The sequence below is a fragment of the Microcoleus sp. T2B6 genome (genome assembly GCF_036700475.1).
Classification (GTDB): Bacteria; Cyanobacteriota; Cyanobacteriia; order Cyanobacteriales; family Microcoleaceae; genus Microcoleus.
In genome coordinates, this window is sequence record NZ_JAUBOZ010000033.1 from 1 (window position 1) to 25,873 (window position 25,873).

At 46.5% G+C, this 25,873-nt stretch carries 17 protein-coding genes; 13 read left to right on the top strand and 4 right to left on the bottom strand.

The genetic code is table 11. The annotated features are described in order from the left end of the window. Window positions 1-54 precede the first annotated feature (54 nt). The 3 genes from QUA00_RS16160 to QUA00_RS16170 all read right to left on the bottom strand — a co-directional run bounded on the left by QUA00_RS16160 (window position 55) and on the right by QUA00_RS16170 (window position 1,273). A complete protein-coding gene (locus QUA00_RS16160) occupies window positions 55-453 on the bottom strand; it encodes a type II toxin-antitoxin system VapC family toxin (RefSeq protein ID WP_333410216.1) in 399 nt (132 codons plus the stop codon). Beyond that, window positions 450-704, bottom strand: a complete 255-nt coding sequence (locus tag QUA00_RS16165; protein WP_333138313.1) for a hypothetical protein — start codon at window positions 702-704, stop codon at window positions 450-452. The genes QUA00_RS16160 and QUA00_RS16165 overlap by 4 nt, the downstream gene beginning before the upstream one ends. Window positions 705-1,132: 428 nt before the next feature. Then, window positions 1,133-1,273 (bottom strand): hypothetical protein, encoded by a 141-nt coding sequence (locus QUA00_RS16170; RefSeq protein ID WP_333410217.1) that lies wholly within the window; start codon window positions 1,271-1,273, stop codon window positions 1,133-1,135. Window positions 1,274-1,328: 55 nt separating this feature from the next. On the opposite strand from QUA00_RS16170, the gene dnaK reads away from it, so the two are divergent. The 6 genes from dnaK (at window position 1,329) to QUA00_RS16200 (ending at window position 9,244) form a co-directional block, all read left to right on the top strand. Continuing rightward, window positions 1,329-3,449, top strand: a complete 2,121-nt coding sequence (gene dnaK / locus QUA00_RS16175; RefSeq protein ID WP_333410218.1) for a molecular chaperone DnaK — start codon at window positions 1,329-1,331, stop codon at window positions 3,447-3,449. A 131-nt stretch (window positions 3,450-3,580) separates the two neighbouring features. Next, window positions 3,581-4,741, top strand: coding sequence for a J domain-containing protein (locus tag QUA00_RS16180; RefSeq protein WP_333410219.1), 1,161 nt, complete (start codon window positions 3,581-3,583; stop codon window positions 4,739-4,741). 103 nt (window positions 4,742-4,844) lie between these two features. Further along, on the top strand, window positions 4,845-5,783 hold the full coding sequence (locus QUA00_RS16185) for an Rpn family recombination-promoting nuclease/putative transposase (RefSeq protein ID WP_333410220.1): 939 nt from the start codon (window positions 4,845-4,847) through the stop codon (window positions 5,781-5,783). Between the two features lie 140 nt (window positions 5,784-5,923). Beyond that, window positions 5,924-8,359, top strand: a complete 2,436-nt coding sequence (locus QUA00_RS16190) for a dynamin-like GTPase family protein (RefSeq protein ID WP_333410221.1) — start codon at window positions 5,924-5,926, stop codon at window positions 8,357-8,359. A gap of 208 nt (window positions 8,360-8,567) precedes the next feature. After that, on the top strand, window positions 8,568-9,002 hold the full coding sequence (locus QUA00_RS16195) for a KGK domain-containing protein (RefSeq protein WP_333410222.1): 435 nt from the start codon (window positions 8,568-8,570) through the stop codon (window positions 9,000-9,002). Continuing rightward, the gene (locus QUA00_RS16200) at window positions 8,999-9,244 is read left to right on the top strand and encodes an HNH endonuclease (RefSeq protein WP_333410223.1); all 246 of its coding nucleotides are present in this window, start codon (window positions 8,999-9,001) and stop codon (window positions 9,242-9,244) included. Before QUA00_RS16195 ends, QUA00_RS16200 begins: the two co-directional genes overlap by 4 nt. Before the next feature lie 190 nt (window positions 9,245-9,434). On the opposite strand, the gene QUA00_RS16205 is transcribed toward QUA00_RS16200, so the two are convergent. Then, window positions 9,435-13,247 (bottom strand): glycoside hydrolase family 2 TIM barrel-domain containing protein, encoded by a 3,813-nt coding sequence (locus QUA00_RS16205; protein ID WP_333410224.1) that lies wholly within the window; start codon window positions 13,245-13,247, stop codon window positions 9,435-9,437. Between the two features lie 229 nt (window positions 13,248-13,476). Here QUA00_RS16205 and QUA00_RS16210 point away from each other — a divergent pair, with 229 nt between their 5' ends. From QUA00_RS16210 to QUA00_RS16235, 7 genes are all read left to right on the top strand, one after another. Next, on the top strand, window positions 13,477-18,567 hold the full coding sequence (locus QUA00_RS16210) for a PAS domain S-box protein (protein WP_333410225.1): 5,091 nt from the start codon (window positions 13,477-13,479) through the stop codon (window positions 18,565-18,567). Window positions 18,568-18,601: 34 nt separating this feature from the next. Then, window positions 18,602-18,841, top strand: coding sequence for a hypothetical protein (locus tag QUA00_RS16215; RefSeq protein ID WP_333305813.1), 240 nt, complete (start codon window positions 18,602-18,604; stop codon window positions 18,839-18,841). Further along, complete coding sequence (locus QUA00_RS16220; RefSeq protein WP_333410226.1) at window positions 18,820-19,101, top strand: hypothetical protein; 282 nt, start codon at window positions 18,820-18,822, stop codon at window positions 19,099-19,101. The genes QUA00_RS16215 and QUA00_RS16220 overlap by 22 nt, the downstream gene beginning before the upstream one ends. 49 nt (window positions 19,102-19,150) lie before the next feature. Beyond that, a complete protein-coding gene (locus QUA00_RS36850) occupies window positions 19,151-19,336 on the top strand; it encodes a DUF6888 family protein (RefSeq protein WP_445305748.1) in 186 nt (61 codons plus the stop codon). Next, a complete protein-coding gene (locus QUA00_RS16225) occupies window positions 19,323-19,808 on the top strand; it encodes a DUF6887 family protein (RefSeq protein ID WP_333305815.1) in 486 nt (161 codons plus the stop codon). The genes QUA00_RS36850 and QUA00_RS16225 overlap by 14 nt, the downstream gene beginning before the upstream one ends. A 75-nt stretch (window positions 19,809-19,883) precedes the next feature. Then, window positions 19,884-24,020, top strand: a complete 4,137-nt coding sequence (locus tag QUA00_RS16230; protein WP_333410227.1) for an ATP-binding protein — start codon at window positions 19,884-19,886, stop codon at window positions 24,018-24,020. Window positions 24,021-24,398: 378 nt separating this feature from the next. Next, window positions 24,399-25,721, top strand: coding sequence for a response regulator (locus QUA00_RS16235; protein ID WP_333410228.1), 1,323 nt, complete (start codon window positions 24,399-24,401; stop codon window positions 25,719-25,721). The last annotated feature ends 152 nt before the right edge of the window (window positions 25,722-25,873 follow it).

The following is a 25,873-nucleotide window of genomic DNA, read 5'->3' on the forward strand; positions in this document are numbered from 1 at the left end:
CAATTGCTGAAATCAGCATTTTATAGGATTCGTATGTCTATTTTCAGAATCCTATCAATAAGCGTTCAACACTTCTGCCTCAACGCGGCTGAACTCGCGGGTATTGTGAGTTACAAGAATTAGGTTGTTGGCAAGAGCAATAGAGGCAATCAAGAGGTCATTAGGGCCGATAGGTGTCCCAGATGCAGCTAGCCCGGCGCGAATTTGACCGTAAATTAGGGCAGACTGGTCATCAAAAGGCAAACTTACAAACTCATTGAAAAAACGTTCTAGTCTAGCTAGATTGCTATCTTGACGAGAACTTTTAAAAGCACCCCAGTAAAGTTCTGCTTTAACTACAGAGCATATTGCTACATCACCTGACCGAATCATTGCTAGTCGGCGAGATACCGATGAGTTGCGGTCTGGATTTAACAAACGGATGCAAGTATTGGTGTCTAAAAGATAAATCACAGCAATTCTTCCCGGATTTCATATTCCAACTGATCGGGACGAACAAGCGGTTCTCCTTCCCAACTTCCTATTACTGTCTCAAAAAAACCGGGAGACCAGCCTAAATCTTCCGGTTTTTTAGCCTCAGTTGCTGGTGTTATGCGCTGGAAAACTACAATAACTTCTAAATCTGTATCTTTTATCCCAACCGGGACTTGCAAATGCAACATCCCGTCTGATCCGACGTGCGATCGTACTTTAATGCTTTGCATAACTCTTGCCTCCTTAAGTTTGTAGTGAAAATTAATCTTGTCAGGACTTACGCATCTATGCCCAAGAAACCGGGTTTTTTACCGAATCTGTGGGTGAGTGCGAAAGATTTTCGTAAAAAAACCCGGTTTCTGACCACCCGTGCGTAATTCCTACTTGTAATAACCTCAATCTTCATCCCACTTATCTTTAACTGCTTTGCCTTTTAGATTGAGAAACTCAACTGACTACAATACTTCTAATCCGGGCATTCAGGCTACCTCTATGTTAATGATAGGATAACTTTTGCTATCCATTCTAACTGATATCTTGCACCATTCTCAATTAGGCCTTTATGAACAGGCAAGATGCCTGTTCCACAAGAACATTGAATTTTTGTGGAACAGGCATCTTGCCTGTTCTTGAGAATGGTGCAAGATATGAGTTCTAATCAATTTGCTTCTCGCTTGCTGCGCCAAACCGTATGGAAAAAAGGTCGATCGCACCCAGCCAACCCCAGCAACCTGAACCGCAGGTGAGGCAATCCCCCCGCAGCCCCCGCTTCTCGACGCGGTACAATAAGTGCAATCATACTTAACGCTTATATTGAAAAAGTTACACACAACGCCACAGGAGACAACTGACGCATGGGTAAAGTAGTTGGCATTGACCTCGGAACAACAAACTCAGTAGTAGCCGTCATGGAAGGCGGCAAACCGGTTGTGATTGCCAATGCAGAAGGGATGCGGACAACTCCCTCGGTAGTCGCTTTCACAAAGGAAGGAGAACGCCTTGTGGGACAGATGGCCAGACGCCAGACTGTTCTCAATCCGCAAAACACCTTTTACGCCGTCAAGCGGTACATCGGACGCAAATATACCGAACTGACTCCAGAATCAAAGCGCGTCCCTTACACAACTCGCCGCGACGAAAACGGGAACATCAAAATCAAGTGTCCCCGCCTGAAAAAAGATTTTGCCCCAGAGGAAATTTCGGCGATGGTTTTGCGGAAACTGGCTGATGAAGCCAGCCGCTATCTGGGACAAGAGGTGACGGGGGCTGTAATTACTGTTCCCGCTTATTTCAACGACTCGCAGCGACAGGCGACGCGGGATGCTGGACGAATTGCCGGACTTGATGTCAAACGGATTTTAAATGAGCCGACGGCGGCTTCTTTAGCTTACGGTTTGGAGAGGCGAGAAAGTCAAACTATTTTAGTGTTTGATTTGGGCGGCGGTACTTTTGATGTGTCGATTTTAGACGTGGGAGACGGAGTATTTGAAGTCAAAGCAACTAGCGGCGACACTCAATTGGGCGGCAATGATTTTGACTCCAAAATTGTGGATTGGTTGGCAGAACAATTCTTAGAAAAAGAAGGAATTGATTTGCGACGCAACCGGCAAGCTTTGCAGCGCTTGATCGAAGCGGCCGAAAAAGCCAAGATTGAACTGTCGGGAGTCGGTGTCACCGAGATTAATTTGCCATTTATCGATGCGAATGAAGACGGGCCTTTGCATCTGGAAACGCGACTAACTCGCGGTCAATTTGAGGGGCTGTGCACAGATTTGGTGCAGCGGCTACGGCGGCCGGTGAAACAAGCTTTGGCTGATGCAAGTTTGAGTCCTTCTCGCATTGATGAAGTTGTGCTAGTCGGCGGTTCGACTCGCATTCCTTTGGTGCAGGAAGTTGTTCGCAGTTTGATCGATCGAGAACCGAATCAAAATGTGAATCCCGATGAAGTTGTGGCGGTGGGTGCGGCAATTCAAGCGGGTATTTTGGGTGGGGATGTCCGCGATGTGCTGCTGTTGGATGTGACGCCGCTGTCGCTGGGTTTGGAAACTATCGGCGGGGTGATGAAAAAACTGATTCCTCGCAATACTACTATTCCCGTCAGGCGATCGGACATTTTTTCCACTGCTGAAAACAACCAAACTGTGGTAGAAATTCACGTCATCCAAGGGGAACGGGAATTAGGCAGAGATAATAAGTCTTTGGGACGGTTTAAACTAACTGGAATTCCGCCGGCACCGCGAGGGATTCCGCAGGTGCAAGTAGCTTTTGATATTGATGCTAACGGGATGCTGTTGGTGACAGCTTTGGACAAAACTACCGGCAGGGAACAAAGCATTACTGTGCAAGGTGCTTCGACGCTGAGTCAGCAGGAAGTGAATCAAATGATTCGCGATGCGGAACAGTTTGCTCAAGCTGATAAGTTGCAGCGGGAAAGGGTAGAAAAACGCAATCGCGCTGAAGCTTTAGCTTATCAAGCTGAGCGGCAGTTGCGAGAAGTTGCGCTCGATCGCGGAATGCAGTTTGCTCAAAGAAGCCGCCAGCGAATTGAAACTTTAATTCGGGAATTGCGAGACAGTTTGGAACGCAATGATGAGCGGGGAGTTGACCAAGTTGGTTCGGATTTGCAAGATGCTCTTTACGATTTGAGCCGGGAAGTTTCAGCTTTTGCTGATGATGACGATGATGATGATTTCTTTGAGTCTGTGAAGCGGACTTTTACGGGCGACGGTACCAAGCGGCGCAGCGATGACAACAGCTATTATCAAAATGCTAAACCGTACAGGCGATCGACTGTCGATCCAATTCCCGATCGTCCCTACGATCGCACCGGCGATCGCATGGGCGATCGCACCGGCGATCGAATGGGCGATCGAATGGGCGATCGTATGGGCGATCGTAGAAGCAGTGCTAATCGCCCCACTCGCCCTTATCAAAATCAAAGCGACGATTGGGATGATGACGACGATTGGCTCTAATTAGTGGTTAGTCATTAGTCCCTAGTCATTAGTCCCTAGTTTGAAGCAGGGAAGCAGCATGACTAATGACTAATGACTAATAATTAATGACTAATGACTAATGACTAATAACTAATGACTAATGACTAAATATGCAGAATTTTCGCAATTACTATCTAATTTTGGGAGTGCCCAAAGATGCCACGGCAGATGAGATAAAAAAAGCCTATCGACGGCTAGCCAGACAGTTGCACCCTGACGTAAATCCAGGGGATCAATCTGCTGAAGATAAGTTTAAGGATATTAATGAAGCTTATGATATTCTTTCCGATATCGAGAAGCGCGCTCAATACGATCAGTTTAGTAAATTCTGGAAACAAAAGGGATTTCAAGGAAAGCAAGGGGTGCGACTTCCCAATTTCAAAACTTGGGGAAACACTAAAAATACTCGCAAAAAACCGACCGAAGATGTCGATTTTAGTGATTACTCGGATTTTAATAAATTTCTCGATCAAGTGCTCGGAAGGCGCCGAGAAGTGAGGATGGCGACAGCGAATGATACACAGGGAGTAGCCTCCTCGGAACCGTGGAGTACGGCTTCTAAGAAAACGAGTTATGTGGCTAATTCTCGCCCACCTAGAAGGGATTTTGACGATCGCGAAATGCGACGAGAAACAGACGATCGCGAAATGCGACGGGAAGCAGTCGATCGCGAAATGCGACGGGATATGGACGATCGCGAAATGCGACGGGAAGCAGTCGATCGCGAAATGCGACGGGAAACAGTCGATCGCGAACCCAGAAGAGACATTGAGGCCAGACTAACTCTGCCTTTGGAAAGGGCTTATTCGGGCGGTACCGAGCGAATTCGTCTGGAAGATGGGCGAGCGATCGAGGTGACTCTGCCTCCTGCTATGGTATCAGGCCAGCGGATTCGCTTGCGAAATCAAGGTATTGCTGGCGGGGATTTATATTTGAAAATCACAGTTTCTCCCCATCCATTTTTTCGCTTGGAAATGTCGGATATTTGCTGCGAATTGCCACTGACTCCCAGCGAAGCGGTGTTGGGGGGAGATATTGAAGTACCGACGCTAGACGGCTTGGTAAAGATGAAATTGCCGCCGGGAGTAACGTCTGGAAAGCGGTTGCGGCTGGCTAACAAAGGCTATCCGACAGGAAATGGCGATCGGGGCGATCAATTGGTAGAAATTCAGGTGTTAATCCCCAAGGAAATTAGCGAGGAGGAACGGGAATTGTACGAAAAATTGCGGCAGATAGAATTTTTTAAACCGCGTCAAAATTTGTCGGTTTAATTCTGTAGCGTGCAATGCACACCAGAAGTTTGGTTGCTATAATCTAGTAGGGTGCGCCTCCCGCACCTGAAGACTTAACTATTACAAATTTACCCTTACCAATATGTTCACATTCATCAATCCTAAAACTGATTTTGCTTTCAAAAAAATATTCGGTTCTGAAAATAGCAAAGACATTCTCAAGAGTTTTTTGAATGCCTTGCTGTATGACAGTCAGCCCACCATCGAAAGTTTGCAAATCCTCGATCCTCATTCACTACCGCTAATTCGAGGTCTTAAGGATACTTACGTCGATATTAGAGCTCAGTTAAATGACGGCACAAATGTAATTATCGAGATGCAGGTTTTGAACGTAGAGGCTTTTGAAAAGCGGATTTTGTACAATGCAGCCAAAGCTTATTCAACGCAATTAGAAACAGCAGAACAATATGTAATGTTGAATCCAGTGATTGCCTTGACCATCACTGATTTTGAGATGTTTGAGGATTTTAGGAAAGTAATTTCGCGGTTTGTCCTGAAAGAAAGAGAGTTCTTGAGCGATTATCCTATTTTCGATTGTGAATTGGTTTTTGTTGAGTTACCCAAGTTCCAAAAAAGTTTGAACGAGTTAGAAACATTAACCGATAAGTGGATTTATTTTCTCAAAACTGCTAGGGACTTAAACGCAGTACCTGCAACAATGGAAGAGGTGCCAGAGATTAGTCAAGCATTTGCAATAGCGACTAAAGCTAATTTGAGCTATGACGAATTAAGCGAGTTGCAAAAACAGGAAATTTACATCCAAGACCGTCGGGGAGCAATCACTAAAGCCGTCAGCATAGCAACAGAAAAAGGCAGACAAGAAGGAATTAAGGAAGGACAAATAGCACTGATTGTTCGTCTGTTGGAACGCCGTGTAGGTGCTGTCACTCCCGAAGTTCAAAGTCTAATTGGGGAATTGTCGATCGACCAATTGGAAAACTTAGGAGAAGCCTTGTTAAATTTTAACGACATATCAGATTTAACAGCTTGGCTGCAAACACAAGATTTACCCGCAGAATAGCCGTTAGCGGAGCCCTCGAAGAGGATCGCACTTTCAGCAATCCCGGATCGCATAAGTAAAATTACTGTTGTGATTATTCCTGAACTAGCAGAGAATTAAGACTAAGGTAATTTTCCCACAATCAGGAGCAGTCTGCCGCGATGACTCAAATGCCCCCTCAATGCAACAATCTGCAAGAGCAAGTTGACTCTTTACTGCAACTGCTGCGTCAGGAATCCTCTTTGCGACAACAAGATATCACGGCGGTACAAGCTTCTCTGAAAAAGGCAATTTCTCCTGAGTTTGAAATTGTGTTTGCTGGCGCTTTCAGTGCGGGAAAATCTATGTTAATTAATGCTTTGCTGGAGCGGGAATTGCTCTACAGTGCAGAAGGGCACGCGACAGGTACTGAATGTTATATCGCCTTTGCTGAGCCGGAAAAAGAGCGCGTGGTTCTCACTTTTTTGAGCGAGTTTGAGATTAGCCAGCAAGCTTCTGTGCTTTGCCATCAGTTAGGTTTAACTACTGAACTTAATATTAATCAAACAGATGTAGTGTCGCTGTTGTCTCAGGGATGTAACATAATTATTGAAACGGAAGGCGGCGAAAATAAATCCGAACTCGCCAAAAAAGCTAAGGCTTTGATGCTGCTGTTAGAAGGTTTTGAGGCAAATCGCGATCGCATCCAAACTCTCGAAAATGCTACCTACTCGATGGAACAGTTTAACTTTTCCAATCTCAAGGAAGCTGCTAGTTATGCCCGTCGCGGTAGTAACAGTGCTGTACTCAAGCGAGTTGAATATTACTGTTATCACCCGCTGCTGCAAGATGGCAATATTATTATCGATACGCCGGGAATTGATGCGCCGGTGCAGCGGGATGCAGAATTGACTTATGATAAGATTGAAAGCCCGGATACTTCGGCGGTTGTGTGCGTTTTGAAAGCGGCTTCGTCTGGGGAAATGACGACGGAAGAGACGGAGTTGATGGAAAAGACACGGGGAAATCCGGGAATTCGCGATCGACTGTTTTACATTTTTAACCGCATTGACGAAACTTGGTACAACACGCAACTGCGACAGCGCTTAGAAAATCTGATTAATTCCGACTTTCGCGATACTGCCAGAGTTTACAAAACTAGCGGATTGTTGGGATTTTACGGGAGTTTGATTCGAGGGACAACAGGGCGCGATCGCTTTGGTTTAAATACAATCTTTGCCAGCAGTCAAGGGCGAGTTTCGGGAGATGATAAATTAGATTCAGATTTTTTTAGTAATAGTGAAGAAACTCCGCAATTTGTTAGTGAATTTAATCGCTACTGTGCGAATTCCGGCAAACTGTCTCCGAGCAAATTTCGCATTTCAGTGAACAGCTACGAAACACCCAATGAAAACTACGTGCGGATTCTTGCAGAACAAGGACAACCATTAATTGCTCAATTAATTCAAGATAGCGGCATCGAAGATTTTCGCACATCCATCACCCGTTACCTCACAGAAGAAAAACGCCCGCAACTGTTCAAAAATTTAGCTGACGATTTAGAAGATTTGTGCATTCAACTGCGGAAACATTACCAAACAATTCAGCGGAATTTGGACAGCCAGCCCCGCGAAATTGAAGCAATGAAAGCACAGGAACTTTTGCGACTAAATCAAGAGTTGCAGCAAGTCGGACAGGATTTTCGGGAACATATCGCCGAAGAAGTCAATGAAATGATTATGAACAGATGCGATATTTTCGATATAGACTTTCGGCAACTGCAATCTCGGATGATCCGGCGCTTGGATGAATTGTTAGACGGATTTTCTGTTGAGGCGGCTTACGGACGCACTTTGCGGAATCATCCCCGCAATGCCACAGCACCTTTAATTGCTGTTTTAGTTGAAGCGCTTTATTATTTAGCGAATCAGTTGGAAGATATTTTAGTAGAGGCTACTAAGTCACTGGTTGATAATTATTTTCAGTATTTGAAAGATAGCGTTCGCAAGTCGGAATACTATCGATTACTCTATCGGTTGTTAGGGAACGACGGGGGAATTGAACAGCAGTTAGAGGAGTTATCAAAGCGGGTTTCTGATGCTTTGGTAAATGCGGCGGGCGTTGAGTGCGATCGCTACGTGCGAGAAAGTCCCCGTTTTTACGACGAAGGCACATTTTCAATTTATCAATTCCGGGAAACTTTGCAGCAAACTTCTCAAGGTTTCGACTGCGAAAACATGGTGGACGCCCAACCGGCAATTAGGCAATTATTGCGGCTAGATTTTGAGCCAAAAGTATCTAGAACTATTCGGCAAACTTTCCGCCAAACTGTCAACCAAACCCTGAAAGAGCATTTGTTGCCGCTGGCCCAAAAGCAAGCTGATGATATTTTACAGAAATACAGTCAAGCCCGCGATTATTTGGAGCAAACTTTGGCACAGGAAGCGGAGGAAAAGATTGCTGGGAATCTGCGGCGGCAAGCTGAGAATGAGCAGAAGATTCAAGAGTACGATCGGGCAGTTTCTGGGATTAATAGTTGTTTGCAGGCGATGAAGTTGCACGAGCATTTGTTGCCTGTAATTGCACAAAATGATAGTGTTTCGCTGGATGGTGAATAATTGCAATTTTGGCGATCGGAATTACGGCGATTGGAAATCGCGGCTACACAGACAAAACCCGCCTTCGCGGGTTGAAAAAAAACATTCTTAGTCCGCGCAGGCGGACATTGTTTGTGTAGACGCGAATTCTATTCGCCCGGTTCTTGCCAAAAATGAGGCGATACCCGATAATCGTTAATAGAGTCTTTTGAAAAAATCAACCATCAATATGCAAAAACATATTTTTCTCGAAAATTACGGAAATGATGATGTTTTTTCCTTTGAATCTAAGATATTTAAAGTAAGTACGCTTAGGGCAGAAATGAGCAACTCATTTTTGCCTCGGCTAGAATCTGCACTTCAGGAGTTATGTAAGACTCCTGGATTACAAATAAATACCAGTAAATATGATCCGCATTTTAACCGTACCCACCAACAACAATGGTTTCGTGACGGGATAGACTGTGAAGCCTTAAAAATAGGGGCTAAAGGTTGGCAAAAAGGTAAAGTTAGAATCAGAGTCACTATAGAATTTTGCCCCGACGAACCCGAAGTCGAAGAAACACCAGAAAACAACGAGTCAGAAACTAGCCAACCAGAATCCCCCCTCGATGATTTGCGTCGCCAACTTCTCAATCAAGAAAATCAACCGAACAATTCATGAGCAAAACCCCTAGAATCCCCATTCCCCCCGAAGTCAGAAAATACGTATTCGATCGCAATAAATACCAGTGCCAAAGCTGCGGCCAAACCAAGCTAGAAACCCAACTGACGATCGATCATATCATCCCCCTAGCGCGCGGCGGCAGCAACGACATCAGCAACTTGCAAACCCTCTGCAGCGCCTGCAACCAAAAGAAAACCGACAAACTAGACCCGCGCTTCCGCCGTCACTTTGACCTTTGATTTTTAACAGTATTAGGACTTACGCACCGGACTCCAGAAACCGGGTTTTTTTACGAAAATACTTCGTTGCAAACCACAGATTTAGTAAAAAACCCGGTTTCTTCGATGATCGAAATGCGTCCCGGACTAAATTATTCATCTCTCTCTTCTCTTCCTCTGCGTCCTCTGTGCCCTCTGCGGTTAAAAAATCCTACCATCTATAATACCGATAAGGATCATCCCCCTTCTCAAAATCCGTTCTGTAATCCCAGTGATAAAACTCCCGACTCGAACCGCTAAACACAGATCCATCCGCCTTAAAACTAGCCCCTAAATTAGCCAAAATCTGAGCATTTGCCCTGGTTTGCCGCCAGCGAGTAAAACGCAAATAAGTCTTAGTATCAGCATTCAAACTATCCGGTTCAATCTGAGAAAAAATCGCCACACCCTTGCCAACTTTGACCCGACTTAACAAACCGTCAGCACCGATTTCTCCCCCAGACTTAATCAACCAAGTATCATAAAAAGAGCGCGATCGCAAATCTGAGGCACTAACCCCCTTCACCTCATCCCAACTCGGAACCGCCAGCGAACCCCCAAAATCCTGCGCTTGCTGCAAACCCACGCCCAAACCCGCAGCAGGCACTTGACGCGGCAAGAAAAACGCCTTCCCACCAGCATTCAAATAACCGCGCAAATCTGCATCTTTCAGATTCGATTCTCTCCCCACAATCACCAAACCAACATCATTAGAAAGCGAACTAGCGCGCTGATAAATTACCCCCAAACTGTCCAACTTTTGGGCATCTTCATCTCCCCCAATTAAAACCACTTGTTCCGGCTTTCCAAGTACCGGAGAATTTATCCCGTAACTCACAATTTTTTGCACTAACAGCGCCGCCCCAGCATCTACAGAATAATGGTCTTCCAAATCCAACTCGTTTAAAATCAGTCGCCCTTTTCCGTAATCCAATTCCATCAGCGGCGAATAAGCTAAATCAAACTCAGATTCCAAAATGGGGCGCCAACCGCTGCGGTGCGGCTTCTCAATAGAAGCGCTACTGACACCGCCGCGATTTCCCCAACGCCAGCCGTACCAATGTTTATTTGCCTGAGTCAAATTAGGGCCAGTTTGGATCGTATTTGGATAAGCTTCAAGCAGCGTGCTTTCCCCCACCCAATCCCGCAAATCTTCACTGTCTAAACCGCTAATTGCGGGATGGTTGCTGTCAACTGGAAAAGCGCGGCGGCTGACGTGGGCAGCAACCCGGAAACCCGTATTTTCCAGCCAGTCCCGGCGCTGAGGAAACACAATGGCTTTGCCGCCGTTTCGGACAAAACTTTCTACACTTCCCGGCAAATTTTCCCCGCTAGAAAATGCTTCCCTACCGATAATTAATAGCGAGGAGACTTGCGAACCATTCCACGGTACAAGCTGATAACCTAATTGTTTTAACATTGCCGATGTTTTGCCCGCTGGATCGAAAATTGTCACCGAATCTTTGATGTTGGATTGTTTGGGAAAAACGCGGAAAGCAAATGTATCAGAATGCGATCGCTCGCCCACTCGCGCAGTCAAGCGAATTTCGCCGTCAGCCTTGCTAGAAATGGTATTTGGCAATTTTACGTCTATTGGGAAAAACAGCGTTCCTGCCGCCTCAATCCTGCCTTTTCTATCGCCTTTTTTTACTTCTTTACCCCCCACCAAAACCCGCCAATTAAACGAAAATTCTTGCGCCGTCCGCGTATCGTTAATTAACACTACTTGCTTGGCCAGTTTTCCGCCCACAAATAAATTGTGATCTTTCGCAGTAAAAACCGGGCTAGCACCAGCAATCCAAGCCAAAGTCGAGCTATTATTATTCATAATTGCCTCGCCCCCAGGATGAACCGTATAAGCTTCTGGCTGGTAATAATTCAAAAGATTATTCGATACTTGCTTCAAATAAACTCCCCGGCGGCCCGGTTGAAATGCCCCAATATCCACCTTTTTTCTGCCAGCTTCGGAAACTTCCCAACCATGTCCGTCATTCCAAGGAATCATCCCCCCAGACATTCCAAAAGTCCGCCAACTCCGCCAAGTATTTGTACTGAATAACTGCTGCAACTTTTGAAAAGCTGGTGCAAAATCTAACTCGTTTTTAAAATGCCAGCTTTGATATTCCTGACCCTTGACAAATTGCTGGCGAATTGTAGTTTTATAAGCGGCAGTTTCCAACTCGTAAGCCTGCTTGCCAAAATAAATTGCCGCAAACTCAGTCATCCAAGGTTCGCTGAGAATTGCCTGACCAAAACCTTTGCGGCCCCGCATCATCGTTGCGTGCAGAGGAGTGCCAAACTCGACTGCCATGTAGGGCTTTTCCCCGGTTTTGCTCCACTCAGAAATCCACTCTTCCCGTTCTTGCAAGGGAATCATATTTAAATAAGAATTCAGCGCATAAACATCGCCGAACTGTGCGCCTTGGTGTACCATTACAGGTCTGGTGGGGTCAGCGGATTTAATCGTCGCTATAGCGTCATTTCCTAGGGGAGTGTTGACCCGCAAACGCTCGTTGTCCGGCGGACTGAGAGTTCCTTCTACTTTAGTTTGGCCGATGCGACGGGGATTTTGGTCGTCACCGTTGCCGAAAAAATTAGGACTTGTCGCCCACATTAATACTGATGGATGATTGCGGTAGCGGCGCATTTCAGTCACCATTCGGTCTTTCCAGCGGTTTTTCCACAGGGGGTTCTTCCACTTGCCGTTCCAAGCGATAGGACGAATGTCTAAGGCGGGAGCCATAATTGGAAAACCTTTGAGGTCTGCTCTTTCCGAAAATAACTCTCGGAAGTGCCACTTACCCCGTTCGTCGTGATTCCAAGGCCACATTTCTGTTATGTTAAAACCTGCTTTTACGTAGCCATCAATTAGCCTGTCAGCAACTTCAACTGTCCCGGTTTGCCAAGACTCGGAGTGCAAGTTTGGTCGCAGCCGCAATTCGGTTCCGTTTAAGAAAAATTTGCGCCCTTCTATCCAAAATTCGCGGAAGCCAAAAGGTTGGTTGTATTGCGTGTCAATGCCGCTGCCTTTTACTTCTAATTTCAGGGTGTAAAGGTTTGGTTGCCCGACATCCCAAAGACGGGGATTTGACCAATTCCACTGAACTTGTACGGTTTGAATGGGTTTAGCTTGAACCTTGGCAGTGCCTGTAAATTTTTGTTCTACTTTGCCTTTTTCGTCGAGCATTTGCGCGATTATTTCTACTTGACCGCTTTGGGCAACGTCTTTGAGTTCTACATCTAATTTAACTTGCTTCTTTCGGGTGGAAGTTTGGACGAATACGTCCCTAATTAACGGGCCTGGGGGAAGGATCAGAAGCCTTACCTCGCCGATGATTCCCCGCGATTCCAATTTGGATTTTTCTGTGTATATTTCTGTGGGGCCCATGATGACGGCTTTTTCCTTTTCATCAGATACTGCGACCACTAAAATAGATAGGGTGTTTTGACCTGGTTTTGCTGCTTTGGTAATTTCAATAGTGCCGTAGGGCCAGGGGATTTGACCGCAGTTAATGCCGTTGACAAAGATGACTGCATCGGTGCTGACTCTGGCTAAGTCGAGAAAAATTCGGCGGTTTGTCCAGTCGCCGGGAATTTCTATATTTCTCTGATACCAAGCTTTTGATAGTTGTTTACTGTTGAAGTTTTCCCAATCTTTGCCGCTGCCGCGAGTGATGATTCCGGGTACGGATTGGTGGTTTTCTTTTTGCCAGTCTCCCGGCACCCAGATGGAACCCCAATTTGGGGAGAGGGGGGGGTTTTGGGGGTTGCCAACTGCAGGGACAAATTGCCAAGTTCCGTTAAGATAGATTTGGGAGCGTTTGTTGTCGATCGCCCCGACGGCCGCGGTGGTAAGATTGGGGAAGCCGATCGATATCGCTGAGCTGCTGGCGAAGTCGGGATTTTGAAGCGCGTAACCGACGAATCCAAAGAGGGTGGCGGCTGCGAAAAATAATCCGATAATTTTGGCCAGCTTGTGATTCACTCGCTTATTTCTCCCAGAAATTAGATAATCTAATTTGTCCCTGGCTCTATGATAGCAGTTGATTCAGCAGAAATCCCCCTCCCAATCTGCCTCTGGGAAGATGGCACAGAGCCGACAAATGTGGTTTTGTATAGAAAAAATAAATACTTAGTTTTAACTAAGTTTTAAAAAGGTTGTTTCATCGACATAAGCAATAGTGCGATCGCGCCATCGCTACAGGTCAACAAAAATGAGCCAGTTTGAGGTCTTGCCCTTACCCCTTAAATCTTACAGTATTGCTACATTTAGTGCCGGCACGGCTTTACTGCTGACAACTCTGTTACTGTTTTCCTTCCAGGCAACTCCTGCAATCTTACTGTTGGCCGCTGCCGTTATCGCTTGGTATGCTGGCTTAAAGTCTGCACAACAAGAACTAGAAATAGAACGTAATATTATTTCAAAAGTAATTGACACGACAGCTTGCTTGATTGTAGTTCTCGACAGCCAAGGACGGATTCTCCGGTTTAACCAAGCTTGCGAAAAAACTACAGGCTACTCGGCAGCAGAAGTTGTTAATAAATATGTTTGGGATTTGTTCTTAATTCCCGAAGAAATAGAGCCAGTTAAAACAATTTTCACCCAGCTAAAAGTCGAACATTTTAACAGCGAATATCAAAACTATTGGCGCACTAAAAACGGCTCTAAGCGCTTAATTTCTTGGTCGAATACTGTGACGACCAATAGCGATGGTTTGGTAGAATATGTGATAGGAACTGGTATAGATATTACTGACCGCCACAAAGCAGAAATAGCCCTGGCTTTATCCTACACCAAACTAGAAAGCCGCGTCAAACAGCGGACAGCAGAACTGACAGTAGCTAAAGAAGCGCTGCAAGCTCAAGAAGAACGATTTCGCTGTTTAAGTTCCTGTTCGCCGGTCGGCATTTTTATGGCTGATTTTGAGGGGCGCTACACCTATGCAAACCCACGCTGTCAGGCTATTTGCGGCTTGAGTTTGACAGAACTTTTAGGAGACGGTTGGGAGAATTGCATTCACCCGGAAGACTGCGATCGCGTATTGAGCCGATGGCTAGATTATACTCGGCAAGGTGGGGAATATGCGATCGAGTATCGCCTGCAAACACCAGAAGGGATTGTGCGCTGGATTAACGTTTGTTCCTCGCCGATGTTCTCGGACTCCGGCGAACTCATCGGATATGTGGGCACGGTGCGAGATGTCACCGAAAGACAACAAGCGCAAGCAGCTTTGGCAAACAGCGAACAGCAACTGAGAACGCTGCTAGAAAATACGCCAGATATCATTATCCGCACTGACCAAAATCTGCGTTATATTTATGTCAATCAAGCAGTTGAAAGAAGCCAAGGAAAACCAATTTCATTCTTCCTCGGTAAAACCAGTCAAGAAATAGGAATACCGCCGGAACAGTGCCAGATGTGGGATGAAACCCTGCACAAAGTGTTAGAAACCGGTTGCGAAGAAATTATCGAATTTCAGGCTTTATCAATCAACGGCATCCGAAGTTATCAATCCCGCGTAGTTCCAGAATTTGACAAAAATGGCGTACCAGAATCAGCCTTAATTGTCGCCCGCGATATCACAGAAATAAAACTTGCCGAAACTCAAAGATTGCAGTTAACAATCGAGCAAACAGCAAGGGAAAAAGCGGAAAGAGAACAGCAGCGCTCGGCATTTTTAGCTGAAGTCAGCAAAATGCTGGCTGATGCGTTTGACGGGGAAACGGTGCTGCAAAAGGTAGCAGAATTAGCAGTAAATTCGATCGCCGACGGGTGCTGCATTCATTTGACCGAAACGGGGTCAAAAGTGCGTCTAGTCGCTGTGGCTCACGCAGAACCCTCTATGGTTGAGACTATTAATAACTTCAGCATCCGAAGTTCGATCGCCGACAATGCTGTTAACGGCTATCCGCTGGTAATCCGCACCGGAAAATCCGAACTAATTGCCGAAGTGGATGAGGAAATTTTAGCAGCACTCGCCGAAAATGCAGCAGAAAAGGAAAAATTGCGCTCGCTCAATATCGGATCTCACGCTTGCGTACCGCTGAGAGCTCGCGGGCGGGTAATGGGTTCCATCACTTGCTTTACCTCAAAGTTGGGCCGCCGCTACAGTGCAGAAGACATGGCAATGCTAGAAGATTTAGCATATCGCGTGGCGATCGCCCTAGACAACGCCAGACTTTACGCAGAAGCGCAGCAAGCACTATCTCAAACATCGCAATCCTTCGCCTTAATTGACTCGCTGTTAGAAGCATCTCCCCTAGCGATTTGCTTTATGGATCGCGAAATGCGCTTCATTCGTATCAATCAAGTATTAGCAGAACTCAACGGTTTGCCGATAGAACAGCATCTCGGCCAAGACTTCCGGCAATTGTTGCCAGAACATGCAGCCAAATTTGCGCCGATAATTCAGCAAGTTTTAGAAACCGGCGAGCCTGTTTTAAACTTAGAAATGAGTGGCGAACCTGATGGGAAACCGGGATATTTCGGTTACTGGCTAGCCAACTACTACCCAGTAAAAAATGAAAGAGGAGAAATAATCGGAGTCGGCCTAATTATCACAGATATTACCGCAGCCAAACAAACCGAATTAGCTTTGCGGGAAAGCGAAATGCGCTTCCGCAGTGTGGTAGAATCTAACATGATCGGCATCGGTTTCTGGGATGGCAACGGGGAAGTTACGGACGCTAACGACGCCTTGCTGGAAATGATCGGATATACGAGGGAAGACTTAGTTTCGGGACATATCCGATGGCTCGATATCACGCCGCCGGAATACGGAGAACTAGATCGCGCCGCCCTAAAGCAAGTCGCAGCATCAGGAAGTTGCGCGCCTTATGAAAAAGAATTCATCCGCTCTGACGGTACGCGCTTCCCAGTTTTAGTCGGTGGCGGAAACTTCCAAGGATGCCAAGACAAAGGAGCATTCTTCGTACTAGATATCACCGATCGCAAACAAGCCCAAAACCAACTTCGAGAAAACGAAATACGCCTTCGCCGCCAACTAGCAGAACTCGACTTAGTTTACAAAACCACACCAGTCGGGCTGTGCTTTGTCGATACCAATTTGCGCTACATCCGCCTGAACGAATGCCTCGCTGCGATCAACGGCCGATCGATCGCAGAGCACATCGGGCGCACCGCTAGAGAAGTAATTCCCGAAATGGCCGATATGGTAGAGCGGATTTACCGCCAAGTGCTGGCGACGCAAACCCCCGTGCTCGACTTGGAAGTTAAGGCTGAAACCAAGCAACAGCCGGGAGTTTTGCGGGATTGGCAAATCAGCTTTTACCCAGTGATCGATGAATCAGGAACACTGCTGGGAGTCAGCACCGTGGTAGCCGAAATCACCGATCGCAACCAAGCAAAACGAGTAATACAGCAAAGCGAAAGCATATTCCGGCGGCTGTTCGAGTCAAATATTTTCGGAGTCGCGATCGGTGATTTTAGCGGCCGCATCGCCTACGCCAACCAATCCCTGCTCAACATGGTCGGCTACACCCGCTCAGACTGGCTCTCCGGTAAAATGCGGTGGGACAGAATGACCCCCTCCGAATACCTGCACCTGGACGCCTTAGCAGCCCAAGAACTGCGGGATAAGGGAGTCGCAACTCCTTTCAAGAAAGAGTACATCCGCAAAGATGGCAGCCGCGTGCCGATTCTGATGGGCGGAACCACCCTGTGCCCGGACGATCGCGAACCAGAGACGATCGTCGCATTCTACATCGACTTGACCGAGATATCGCGGGTGGAAGCAGAACTCAAACACAATCAAGAACGGCTGCAAATCGCTCAGCAAGCAGGCAAAATCGGAACTTTTGAATGGAACGTCCAAACCGGCGAGGTCGCGTGTACGCCGGAGTTTGAGGCTTTGTACGGGCTGCCTGCAGGCGGTATCGACAGCTATCAAAGTTGGGTGGAAATGGTGCATCCAGACGATCGCGCTGTTACCGAACTGCAGGTGCAAGCTGCGAGGGCTTCCGGGGAGGAATTAAACATTGAGTTCCGCATTTGCCGCCCGGACAAAAGCGTGGGCTGGATTGCTTGCAGGGCTAAGATGTTTCCCGACGATCGGGGTTTGCCTTTGCGGATGATCGGGGTGAACGTTGATATCAGCGATCGCAAACAAGCAGAAGCAGCGCGATCGCACATCCATCAAACTTTAGAAGCCTTGATTGAGGCTTGTCCCCTAGCAATTACCGTTTTGGACTGCGACGACGGGACTGTGAAAATGTGGAACCCAGCCGCCGAGAGGATTTTTGGCTGGCATGAATCAGAAGCGGTAGGTCAATTTGTGCCCTGCGTTCCCGCAGACAAGCGGGAGGAATTCACGGCTAATTTGAAAAAAATTCGCAAAGGAAAGGCGATCGCCGGCATGGAAACCCAGCGCCAAAAGAAAGACGGCAGCTCGATCGACATCAGTTTGTGGGCAACTCCAGTCCGCGACAGCAACGGCAATATCAACTGTATGTCGATCATCGCCGACATCAGCGATCGCAAGCAAGTCGAGGCCCAACGCGCTCAGTTGCTCGATCGCGAACAAGCCGCGCGGGCGGAAGCAGAAGCTATCAGTCGCCGGAAAGACGAGTTTCTAGACTCTCTTTCCCACGAATTGCGAACGCCTTTAAATGTGATTCATGGGTGGGCACAGGTCCTGCGCGCCCACCCCTACAACGAAGATAAATTAGCTTCGGGTTTGGAAGCCATTGAGCGTCAGTCGAAGGTGCAAAGCCAGCTAGTGGAAGATTTGCTTGACGTTTCCCGGATTATTCAAGGCAAGCTGATCCTGAAACCCGGCTGGTTCTACATGGTAAAGACGATCGAGGCGGCTCATAATTCAGTTCGTTTGGCAGCCGAGGCCAAGTCTGTCACCGTTTCGTTAGAACTTGACCCCTCAGTCAGCTTGATGTGGGGCGATGCTCAGAGGTTGCAGCAGGTAGTGTGGAATTTGCTGACTAACGCCGTCAAGTTTACGCCTTCGGGGGGAAATGTGCAAGTGCGCTTGTCTGCGGTAGCTGTTAGCGATTCCTCATCACCCAATTACGTGCAAATTACTGTCAGCGATACCGGAAAGGGCATTCCTGCTGAGTTTCTGCCCTTTGTGTTCGATCGCTTCCGACAAGCAGACGCCTCGAAAACTAGGGCTGACAGCGGTTTGGGACTGGGATTGGCGATCGTCGAGCACTTGGTGCAACTCCACGGGGGCACTGTGACGGCGGAAAGCCCCGGTAAAGACCAGGGTGCGACATTTACGGTGACACTGCCACTCAAACAGCCTCGGAGTAAGAAGGGGCACTTGAGATGAGTCGCCGCCGGATATTTTAGTCCGTGATATCGCTATGCCCGTTGAGGACGGCTACTCGCCGATCCGCAAAGTGCGATCGTCCGCATCCGACAAAATCAAGCGCTTGCCGGCCGTGGCGCTGACAGCTTATGCTAGCGAAGAAGACCGCGATCGGGCGATCGCCGCTGGTTACAACTCACATCTTGCACCATTCTCAAGAACAGGCAAGATGCCCGTTCCACAAAGAGTAGATTTTCTTGTGGAACAGGCATCTTGCCTGTTCCTAAACAAGTAATTGAGAATGGTGCAAGATGTCAGTTACAACTCACATCTTGCACCATTGTCAAGAACGGGCAAGATGCCCGTTCCACAAAGAATGAGTTTTCTTGTGGAACAGGCATCTTGCCTGTTCCTAGACAAGTAATTGAGAATGGTGCAAGATGTGAGTTACAACGAACACTTAACAAAGCCGATCGAACCCGCTCTCTTCGCCACCGTTTTAGCCAAGTTAACAAATTTGCATTAGGGCGATCCGCGAGATACTGCAAACTCTGACTGCTGTATACTAAACAACAAAGAGTGTGAGAGTGAAGGAGCAAAGATTATTCCTACAGCAGCGCAGTTACTCAAATGCTTTGTAGTTTGCTACGAGTTAACAAATATGTATCAGCCTATCTACATAGTGCGGCTCGATGAACGCACAAATAACGTCTACATTTTGGCTGGTGAAACTATCGAAATAGAGATTTATCCTAACGGGCAATGGAGATACTCTGATGAACCGACCTAATTTTCAAACTATGAGCAGAAAGGAATTGCGAGCTTACGTACTTGCTCACCGAGAAGATAATGAGGCTTTCTATGCTTTTGTCGATCGGCTGCATGAATCTGTAGCCGTAACAGAGGCAGCAGTTGTTAAATGGTTGCACTTCCAGCACCCGAATCAAACTATTAATAAACTTCCCGAAAGCTACTCTAGCTGGGCTTTGACAGATTCAGAGGGAAATCAAACAGAAGTTAAAATTCAAAATATGGGCAGTTCTCTGCCAACCAATAAGCCATTTATAGAGCTTTTAATTAACGACATGATTGCCGAGAGACACAAAGAAATTAGAAAAGTTATCACAGTTTTTGTAAGTAAAAATGAATCAAATGCCAAACAGCTAGAAACAGAACTGACAGAAGCAAATTTTGACAGCAGGGCCCAATCTTCGCTGATAGTTGGCTATATTGAACCCGGAGGAACATTTCAGAGCCTGTAGGGCGCGCCAATTGCCGGGGGTAAAGGCAGACTATAGCAGTTAAAATACGATCGCCAGCACAATTGGTTCACACCCATGCCCATTTATCACTTCAACCGCCTAACCGCCAAATTTTTTAGCAAGCTGCCGCTGCGAACGGTTCTGATTGTGCCGTTTGTTTTGCAAACGGTAAGTGTAGTTGGGCTAGTGGGCTTTCTTTCTTTCAAAAGTGGTCAGGAATCAGTCGAGGATGTAGCGCATCAGTTAATCGAACAAGTAGGAGAACGTACCCGCGATCGCCTCACGGATAATGATGGGCCCTCGGCAATCAATACCTTTCTGGCTAGGCTGCAATTCTCGGCTTCAGGACAAGCTTTTATTATGGATCGATCGGGCAATCTGATTGCCACATCCACACTAGAAACACCCTTGGTGACACCAGCCAAAAAGCAACCGACGCCATTGCTAGCCACCAACAGCAAGGATGCGCCAACGCGAGATATTGCTCGACAACTGGCCAACCGATTTGGCAACTTCCGCACGCTGCAAACAACCCAGCGATTTACCTTGGCGAACAAGGGCGATAGGCAGTTTGTCCGTGTCACTCCCTATCGAGATTTCCGTGGCTTGGATTGGTTGATTGTGGTGGTGGTGCCAGAGTCGGATTTCATGGCTCCGATTCAAGCAAATACGCGCAATACATTCTGGTTATTGACGGGTACACTGCCGCTGGCGATCGCGATCGGATTGTTGACTTCCCGTTGGGTAACAAAGCCAATTATGCGTTTGAATACGGCAGCCAAAAATGTTGCCAAAGGAAAATGGGAGCAACCTTTAGAAAATAAACGCTGGGATGAAGTCGGAGAACTCGCCAATTCCTTCAATTTTATGGCCGCGCAACTGCAACAGGCTTTTGCAGACCAAAAATCTTTAAATGAAGCTTTAGCGCAAAGAGAGAGCCAACTCAAGCAATTTATCGAAGCCATACCTGCGGGAGTATCTATCCACGATGCCTCCGGTAAAGTCGTGTACTTCAACGAAACTGCCAAGCATTGGCTGGGCGTAGAAACTATTCCCGATTCGACTTTAGAAGAAGCAGTAGAAGTTTATCAAATCTACCGCCAAAACCAGCTTTATCCCACTGAAGAACTGCCCGCATTCCGAGCACTGCGCGGGGAAACGGTATTCCTTGAAGATGTAGAACTTTATCGAGATGGGAAATTTATTCCTTTTGAGGTGCGCGCCACACCAATTTTCGACGAAGGCAGAAACATTATTTATGCCATCACTGCTTTTTCTAACATCGCACAGCGCAAACAAGCTGAAAAAATATTAACTGACTACAATCGCACTTTAGAAGCCGAAGTGGTCGAACGTACCTGCGCCTTAGCTCGTGCGAACGAACTATTACAATCTGAAATTGCCGAGCGCAAATTGCTCGAACAAAAACTTTCCACTTCTACTGAGCAAGTTGTGAAAATATTTGAGTCAATTACAGATATTGTATTGATTTTTGATATTCAAGAAGAAACTATCCAAATTATACCCACCAAGGGAATTTTTCAATACAACTATCAGACGAATCAGATCGACTCCATCATCGAACAATTTTTTCATGAGCCAAGAGAGGAGATTTATTTTGCTCGAGTTCGACAGGCATTGGAAACCCAACAAACTATTAGTTTTGATTACAGTCTGCCGATTAATAACCAAGAAGTTTGGTTTGCTGCTAAAATTTCGCCACTGTCGGATAGCTCTGCTGTTTGGGTAGCGCGCGACATTAGCGATCGCCAGTTAGCCGAATCCCGACTGCTGGAAGCCCAAAAAATTGCCCGTATTGGCAGTTGGGAATACGATATCGCCACAGAAACAACCACTTGGAGTCAAGAACTATATCGCATTTATGAACTCGATCCGACTCAAAAACCGCTGCCAAACGAACAATTAATCGAGCGCTTTCATCCAGAAGATCGATCGCGCTATCTGACAATGGTGCGCGATCGAGCTATGTCGGGGCAAAGCTTTGAAATTGATCTGCGGCTAATCCGAAGAGATGGCTCGATCGGTTACATTGAAGTTCGAGGGAAACCGGTTTATGATGAAAAAGGGCAGTTGCTCCGTTTGTTGGGCACTGTTTTGGATATTAGCGATCGCAAAGAAGCCGAGTCAGCTTTGCGAGAAAGCGCCCAGGGAGAACAAGCCATCGCCCGATCGATCGATCGCATCCGTCAATCCTTAGATATTGACACAATATTCAAAACCACAACATTTGAACTGCGACAAACCCTAAAATGCGATCGAGTCGGTATCTATCGCTTTAATCCTGATTGGAGTGGGGAATTTGTTGCCGAGTCAATGGCTGCGGGCTGGATATCTCTGATGCAACAACCCGACGATTTTAATGTGCCAAACAATCTCGTCGAAGACTCTCGCTGTACCGTGAAAACTATGCAAGCCTCCGGTGAACCAGTGCTGGATACCTATCTACAAAGAAATCAAGGTGGTATGTATGCTAGAGGCGTTCCTTACCGCATAATTGAAGACATATACACCGCTGGGTTGAGTCCTTGTTACCTAGAACTGTTAGAGCAATTTCAAGCTAGAGCCTACGTTATTTTTCCCATATTTTGCGGCAGTAAACTTTGGGGTTTGCTCGCCAGCTATCAAAATTCTGCACCCCGCAGTTGGCGCGAAGCAGAAATCAATATTGGGCTGCAAATTAGCACTCAACTAGGAGTCGCCTTACAACAAGCTCAATTGCTCGAAGCCACTCAACAGCAAGCAGTACAGCTTCAACAAGCCGCCTGGGCTGCAGAAGCCGCCAACCTTGCCAAAAGCACTTTCCTGGCAAATATGAGCCACGAACTTCGCACCCCGCTAAACGCCATTCTGGGATTCTCCCAATTGATGCAGCGCTCTACCAACCTCACTCGCGAACAACAGGAAAATATCCGCATTATCAACCGCAGCGGAGAACACTTGCTAGCTCTGATCAATCAAATATTAGATTTAGCCAAAATAGAGGCGGGACGCATTACAATCAACCCAACAAAATTTCAATTAAGCAGCCTGTTGAACGATCTAGCAGAGATGTTTCAGCTCCAGGCAAAGGAGCGACAATTGCAGTTAATATTTGACTGCTCTAGCGAAACTCCCGAATACGTGCAAACAGATCAAATGAAGTTGCGCCAAGTTTTAATTAATCTGCTTTCTAACGCCATTAAGTTTACTAAACAAGGAGTAATTTGGTTAAGAGTAAGTGCATTTATAGACCGTGGAAATCAGGATTTACCAATCAGTAATTACCAATTACATTTTGAAATAGAAGACACGGGTGCCGGCATAGCTGCTGATGAGTTAGATAAGCTTTTTCAAGCCTTTGTGCAAACCAAAACAGGAACAAAATCTCAGCAAGGAACAGGCTTGGGGCTGGCTATCAGCCAACAGTTTGTCAAGCTGATGGGCGGCGTGATTACTGTACGCAGTGAAGTTGGACGCGGCACCACCTTCGCGTTTGATATCCCCGTCAGCGCCGTTGATGCCCCGGCGACTCAACCCGTACAGCCACCGCGTCGGGTGATAGCCCTCGAACGCAATCAGCCACGCTATCGTATTTTGATTGTGGACGATCGAGCCGACAACCGCCAACTGCTGATCAAACTCCTCGCTGGCTTTAACTTTGAACTCGAAGAAGCCACCAATGGCATGGAAGCTATTGAAATGTGGTCGAGTTTTGAGCCACACTTAATTTTTATGGATATGTGGATGCCCGTGATGGATGGACATGAAGCTACCAAACGCATTAAAGCCACCCTTAAAGGTCAAGCTACGGCAATTATTGCCGTGAGTGCCGGTAACGCCGAGGAAGCGCAAACCGTTACTGTCTCAGATGATTGCGATGACTTTATTCACAAACCCTTTCGAGATACAGAAATTTTTGCCACCCTCCACAAACATCTGGGAGTGCGTTACATTTACGATGAACCGGAGAGTGTTCCCGAGTCAACTCAAATCGAGCCTCCGACTCCAGAGACTCTGGCAGCTTTACCCGCAGATTGGCTGGCAGCTTTAGAGAAAGCCACAATTGAGTGCGATTTAGAGTTAATTCTGATCCAAATTGAGCAAATTCGCGATCGCAATGACGCTTTAGCTAGCGCCCTAGCCGCATTGGCTAACGAGTTTCAGTTCAATCAAATACTAGCTCTCATCCATCCCGAAACGAAAGAGAATTGATATTACAGCAGATAGCAGGTTTATGAAGTACACCCCAGATATATCTTATATATCTATCCCCCCGTAGGGACACCGCACCGTGCCCATTGGTGTCCATTTAAGGTAAAACCAATAGTCCCACAGGGATTGAAACTCCTGCCTCAAAGCGAAAGTCTTCGCTATGAGGACTTAGAAGAAGAATTTTTAAACTCATTAGTCGTCTTTGAGAGGACTTTCGCTATAAGCCCCGTGGAATTCATTCCCGCTAAGGACTGCCGGGTAGGCGGAAGGACTGGCGGACAAAAAGCTTAAGTTAACACCTATGGGCACGGTGCGGTGTCCCTACTTCATAAACCTGGGATACTACAAACCTATAAAGGTTATTTAACCAAACTAGATATGAATTACGAACCAACTCCCGTCTTAAAAGGGAATATTTTAATTGTTGATGATATTCCGACTAATTTGCAACTTTTAGCTCAAATACTCTCGCAGCAAGGGTACAAAACACGCACCGCACCCGACGGCCAACTAGCGCTACGGTCGATCGAGTTAACTCCTCCTGACTTAATTTTGCTCGACATCATGATGCCCGGTATGGACGGCTACCAAGTCTGCCAAGCCTTGAAAAATTCTCCCAAAACCAAGGACATTCCAATTATTTTTATCAGTGCTTTGAATGAAGTATTAGATAAAGTCAAAGCCTTTGAAGTTGGTGGTATAGATTATATCACAAAACCGTTTCACGAACAAGAAGTTCTCGCCCGCGTCTCAAACCAACTCGTGCAGCGGCAGTTGTTCCAGCAAACACAATCCTACGCCAAGCAACTCGAACAAACCGTAACTGAACTAAAGAAAACTCAAGCTCAGTTAATACAGAAGGAAAAAATGGCTTCTTTAGGTCAGCTAGCGGCAGGAATTGCTCACGAAATCAACAATCCCGTCAGCTTTATCTACGGCAATATTGCTCTAGCGGCGGACTATGCACGAGATTTGCTTCGCCTCGTCGAATTGTACCGACATTACTACCCGCAGCCCGTTGCAGAAATTATCGGCCAATTGAACGAGATTCAACCCGAATTCATCGCAGAGGATTATCCAAAACTGCTGAATTCGATGACAGAGGGTGCTTCTCGGATTAGCGAAATAGTGATGTCTTTGCGGAAATTCTCCCGCCTTGGCGAACAAAAGTACAAGCCAGTGGATATCCATGAAGGCATTGACAATACTTTAGTTATTTTGCAGCACCGGCTGAAGGGAACAAACAAAGCTGGTGAGATAGAGGTCATTAAAGACTACAGCCAACTGCCCAGAGTCACCTGTTACGCCAGTGAATTAAATCAGGTGTTCATGAACCTGCTAAGTAATGCTATTGATGCCCTGGAAACTCAACCATCTCCCCGAAAAATTACCATCAGCACTTCAGTAAGTTGTGTGTCAGAATCGGCCCTGCACAATCAAGATTCAAAATTAGCCACTCACCACTATAAATCCGTTGTTATTCACATTGCCGATAACGGTTGTGGGATGAGTGAGGAAGTGCGCCACCAGATATTTGACCCATTTTTTACAACGAAGCCTGTAGGCCGTGGTATTGGATTAGGGTTGGCAATCAGTCACGATATTGTAGTGGAAAAACATCGAGGTCAAATCAGTTGTATTTCTGCTCCGGCTCGAGGAACCAAGTTAATTGTGCAGATTCCGATATCTGTTAAATTTTAATAAATTTCAACATTTTAAAATTTAACAGACCCAGAGGATATATCAGATAGATTGTACGCAAGCATCTGTTTAAGGTAAAACCGATAATCCGTCAGTCCGTCAGGGGTTGAAACCCCTGCCTCAAAGCGAAAGTCCTCTAAAAGAGGACTGAA

Coding starts and splice junctions, on each gene's coding strand:
- QUA00_RS16215 (WP_333305813.1), top strand. CDS start 18,602: ATGCCCGTTGAGGACGGCTACTCGCCGATCCGCAAAGTGCGATCGTCC.
- QUA00_RS16170 (WP_333410217.1), bottom strand. CDS start 1,273: ATGATTGCACTTATTGTACCGCGTCGAGAAGCGGGGGCTGCGGGGGGA.
- QUA00_RS16200 (WP_333410223.1), top strand. CDS start 8,999: ATGAGCAAAACCCCTAGAATCCCCATTCCCCCCGAAGTCAGAAAATAC.
- QUA00_RS16230 (WP_333410227.1), top strand. CDS start 19,884: ATGCCCATTTATCACTTCAACCGCCTAACCGCCAAATTTTTTAGCAAG.
- QUA00_RS16195 (WP_333410222.1), top strand. CDS start 8,568: ATGCAAAAACATATTTTTCTCGAAAATTACGGAAATGATGATGTTTTT.
- QUA00_RS16225 (WP_333305815.1), top strand. CDS start 19,323: ATGAACCGACCTAATTTTCAAACTATGAGCAGAAAGGAATTGCGAGCT.
- QUA00_RS16210 (WP_333410225.1), top strand. CDS start 13,477: ATGAGCCAGTTTGAGGTCTTGCCCTTACCCCTTAAATCTTACAGTATT.
- dnaK (WP_333410218.1), top strand. CDS start 1,329: ATGGGTAAAGTAGTTGGCATTGACCTCGGAACAACAAACTCAGTAGTA.
- QUA00_RS16180 (WP_333410219.1), top strand. CDS start 3,581: ATGCAGAATTTTCGCAATTACTATCTAATTTTGGGAGTGCCCAAAGAT.
- QUA00_RS16190 (WP_333410221.1), top strand. CDS start 5,924: ATGACTCAAATGCCCCCTCAATGCAACAATCTGCAAGAGCAAGTTGAC.
- QUA00_RS16165 (WP_333138313.1), bottom strand. CDS start 704: ATGCAAAGCATTAAAGTACGATCGCACGTCGGATCAGACGGGATGTTG.
- QUA00_RS16235 (WP_333410228.1), top strand. CDS start 24,399: ATGAATTACGAACCAACTCCCGTCTTAAAAGGGAATATTTTAATTGTT.
- QUA00_RS16185 (WP_333410220.1), top strand. CDS start 4,845: ATGTTCACATTCATCAATCCTAAAACTGATTTTGCTTTCAAAAAAATA.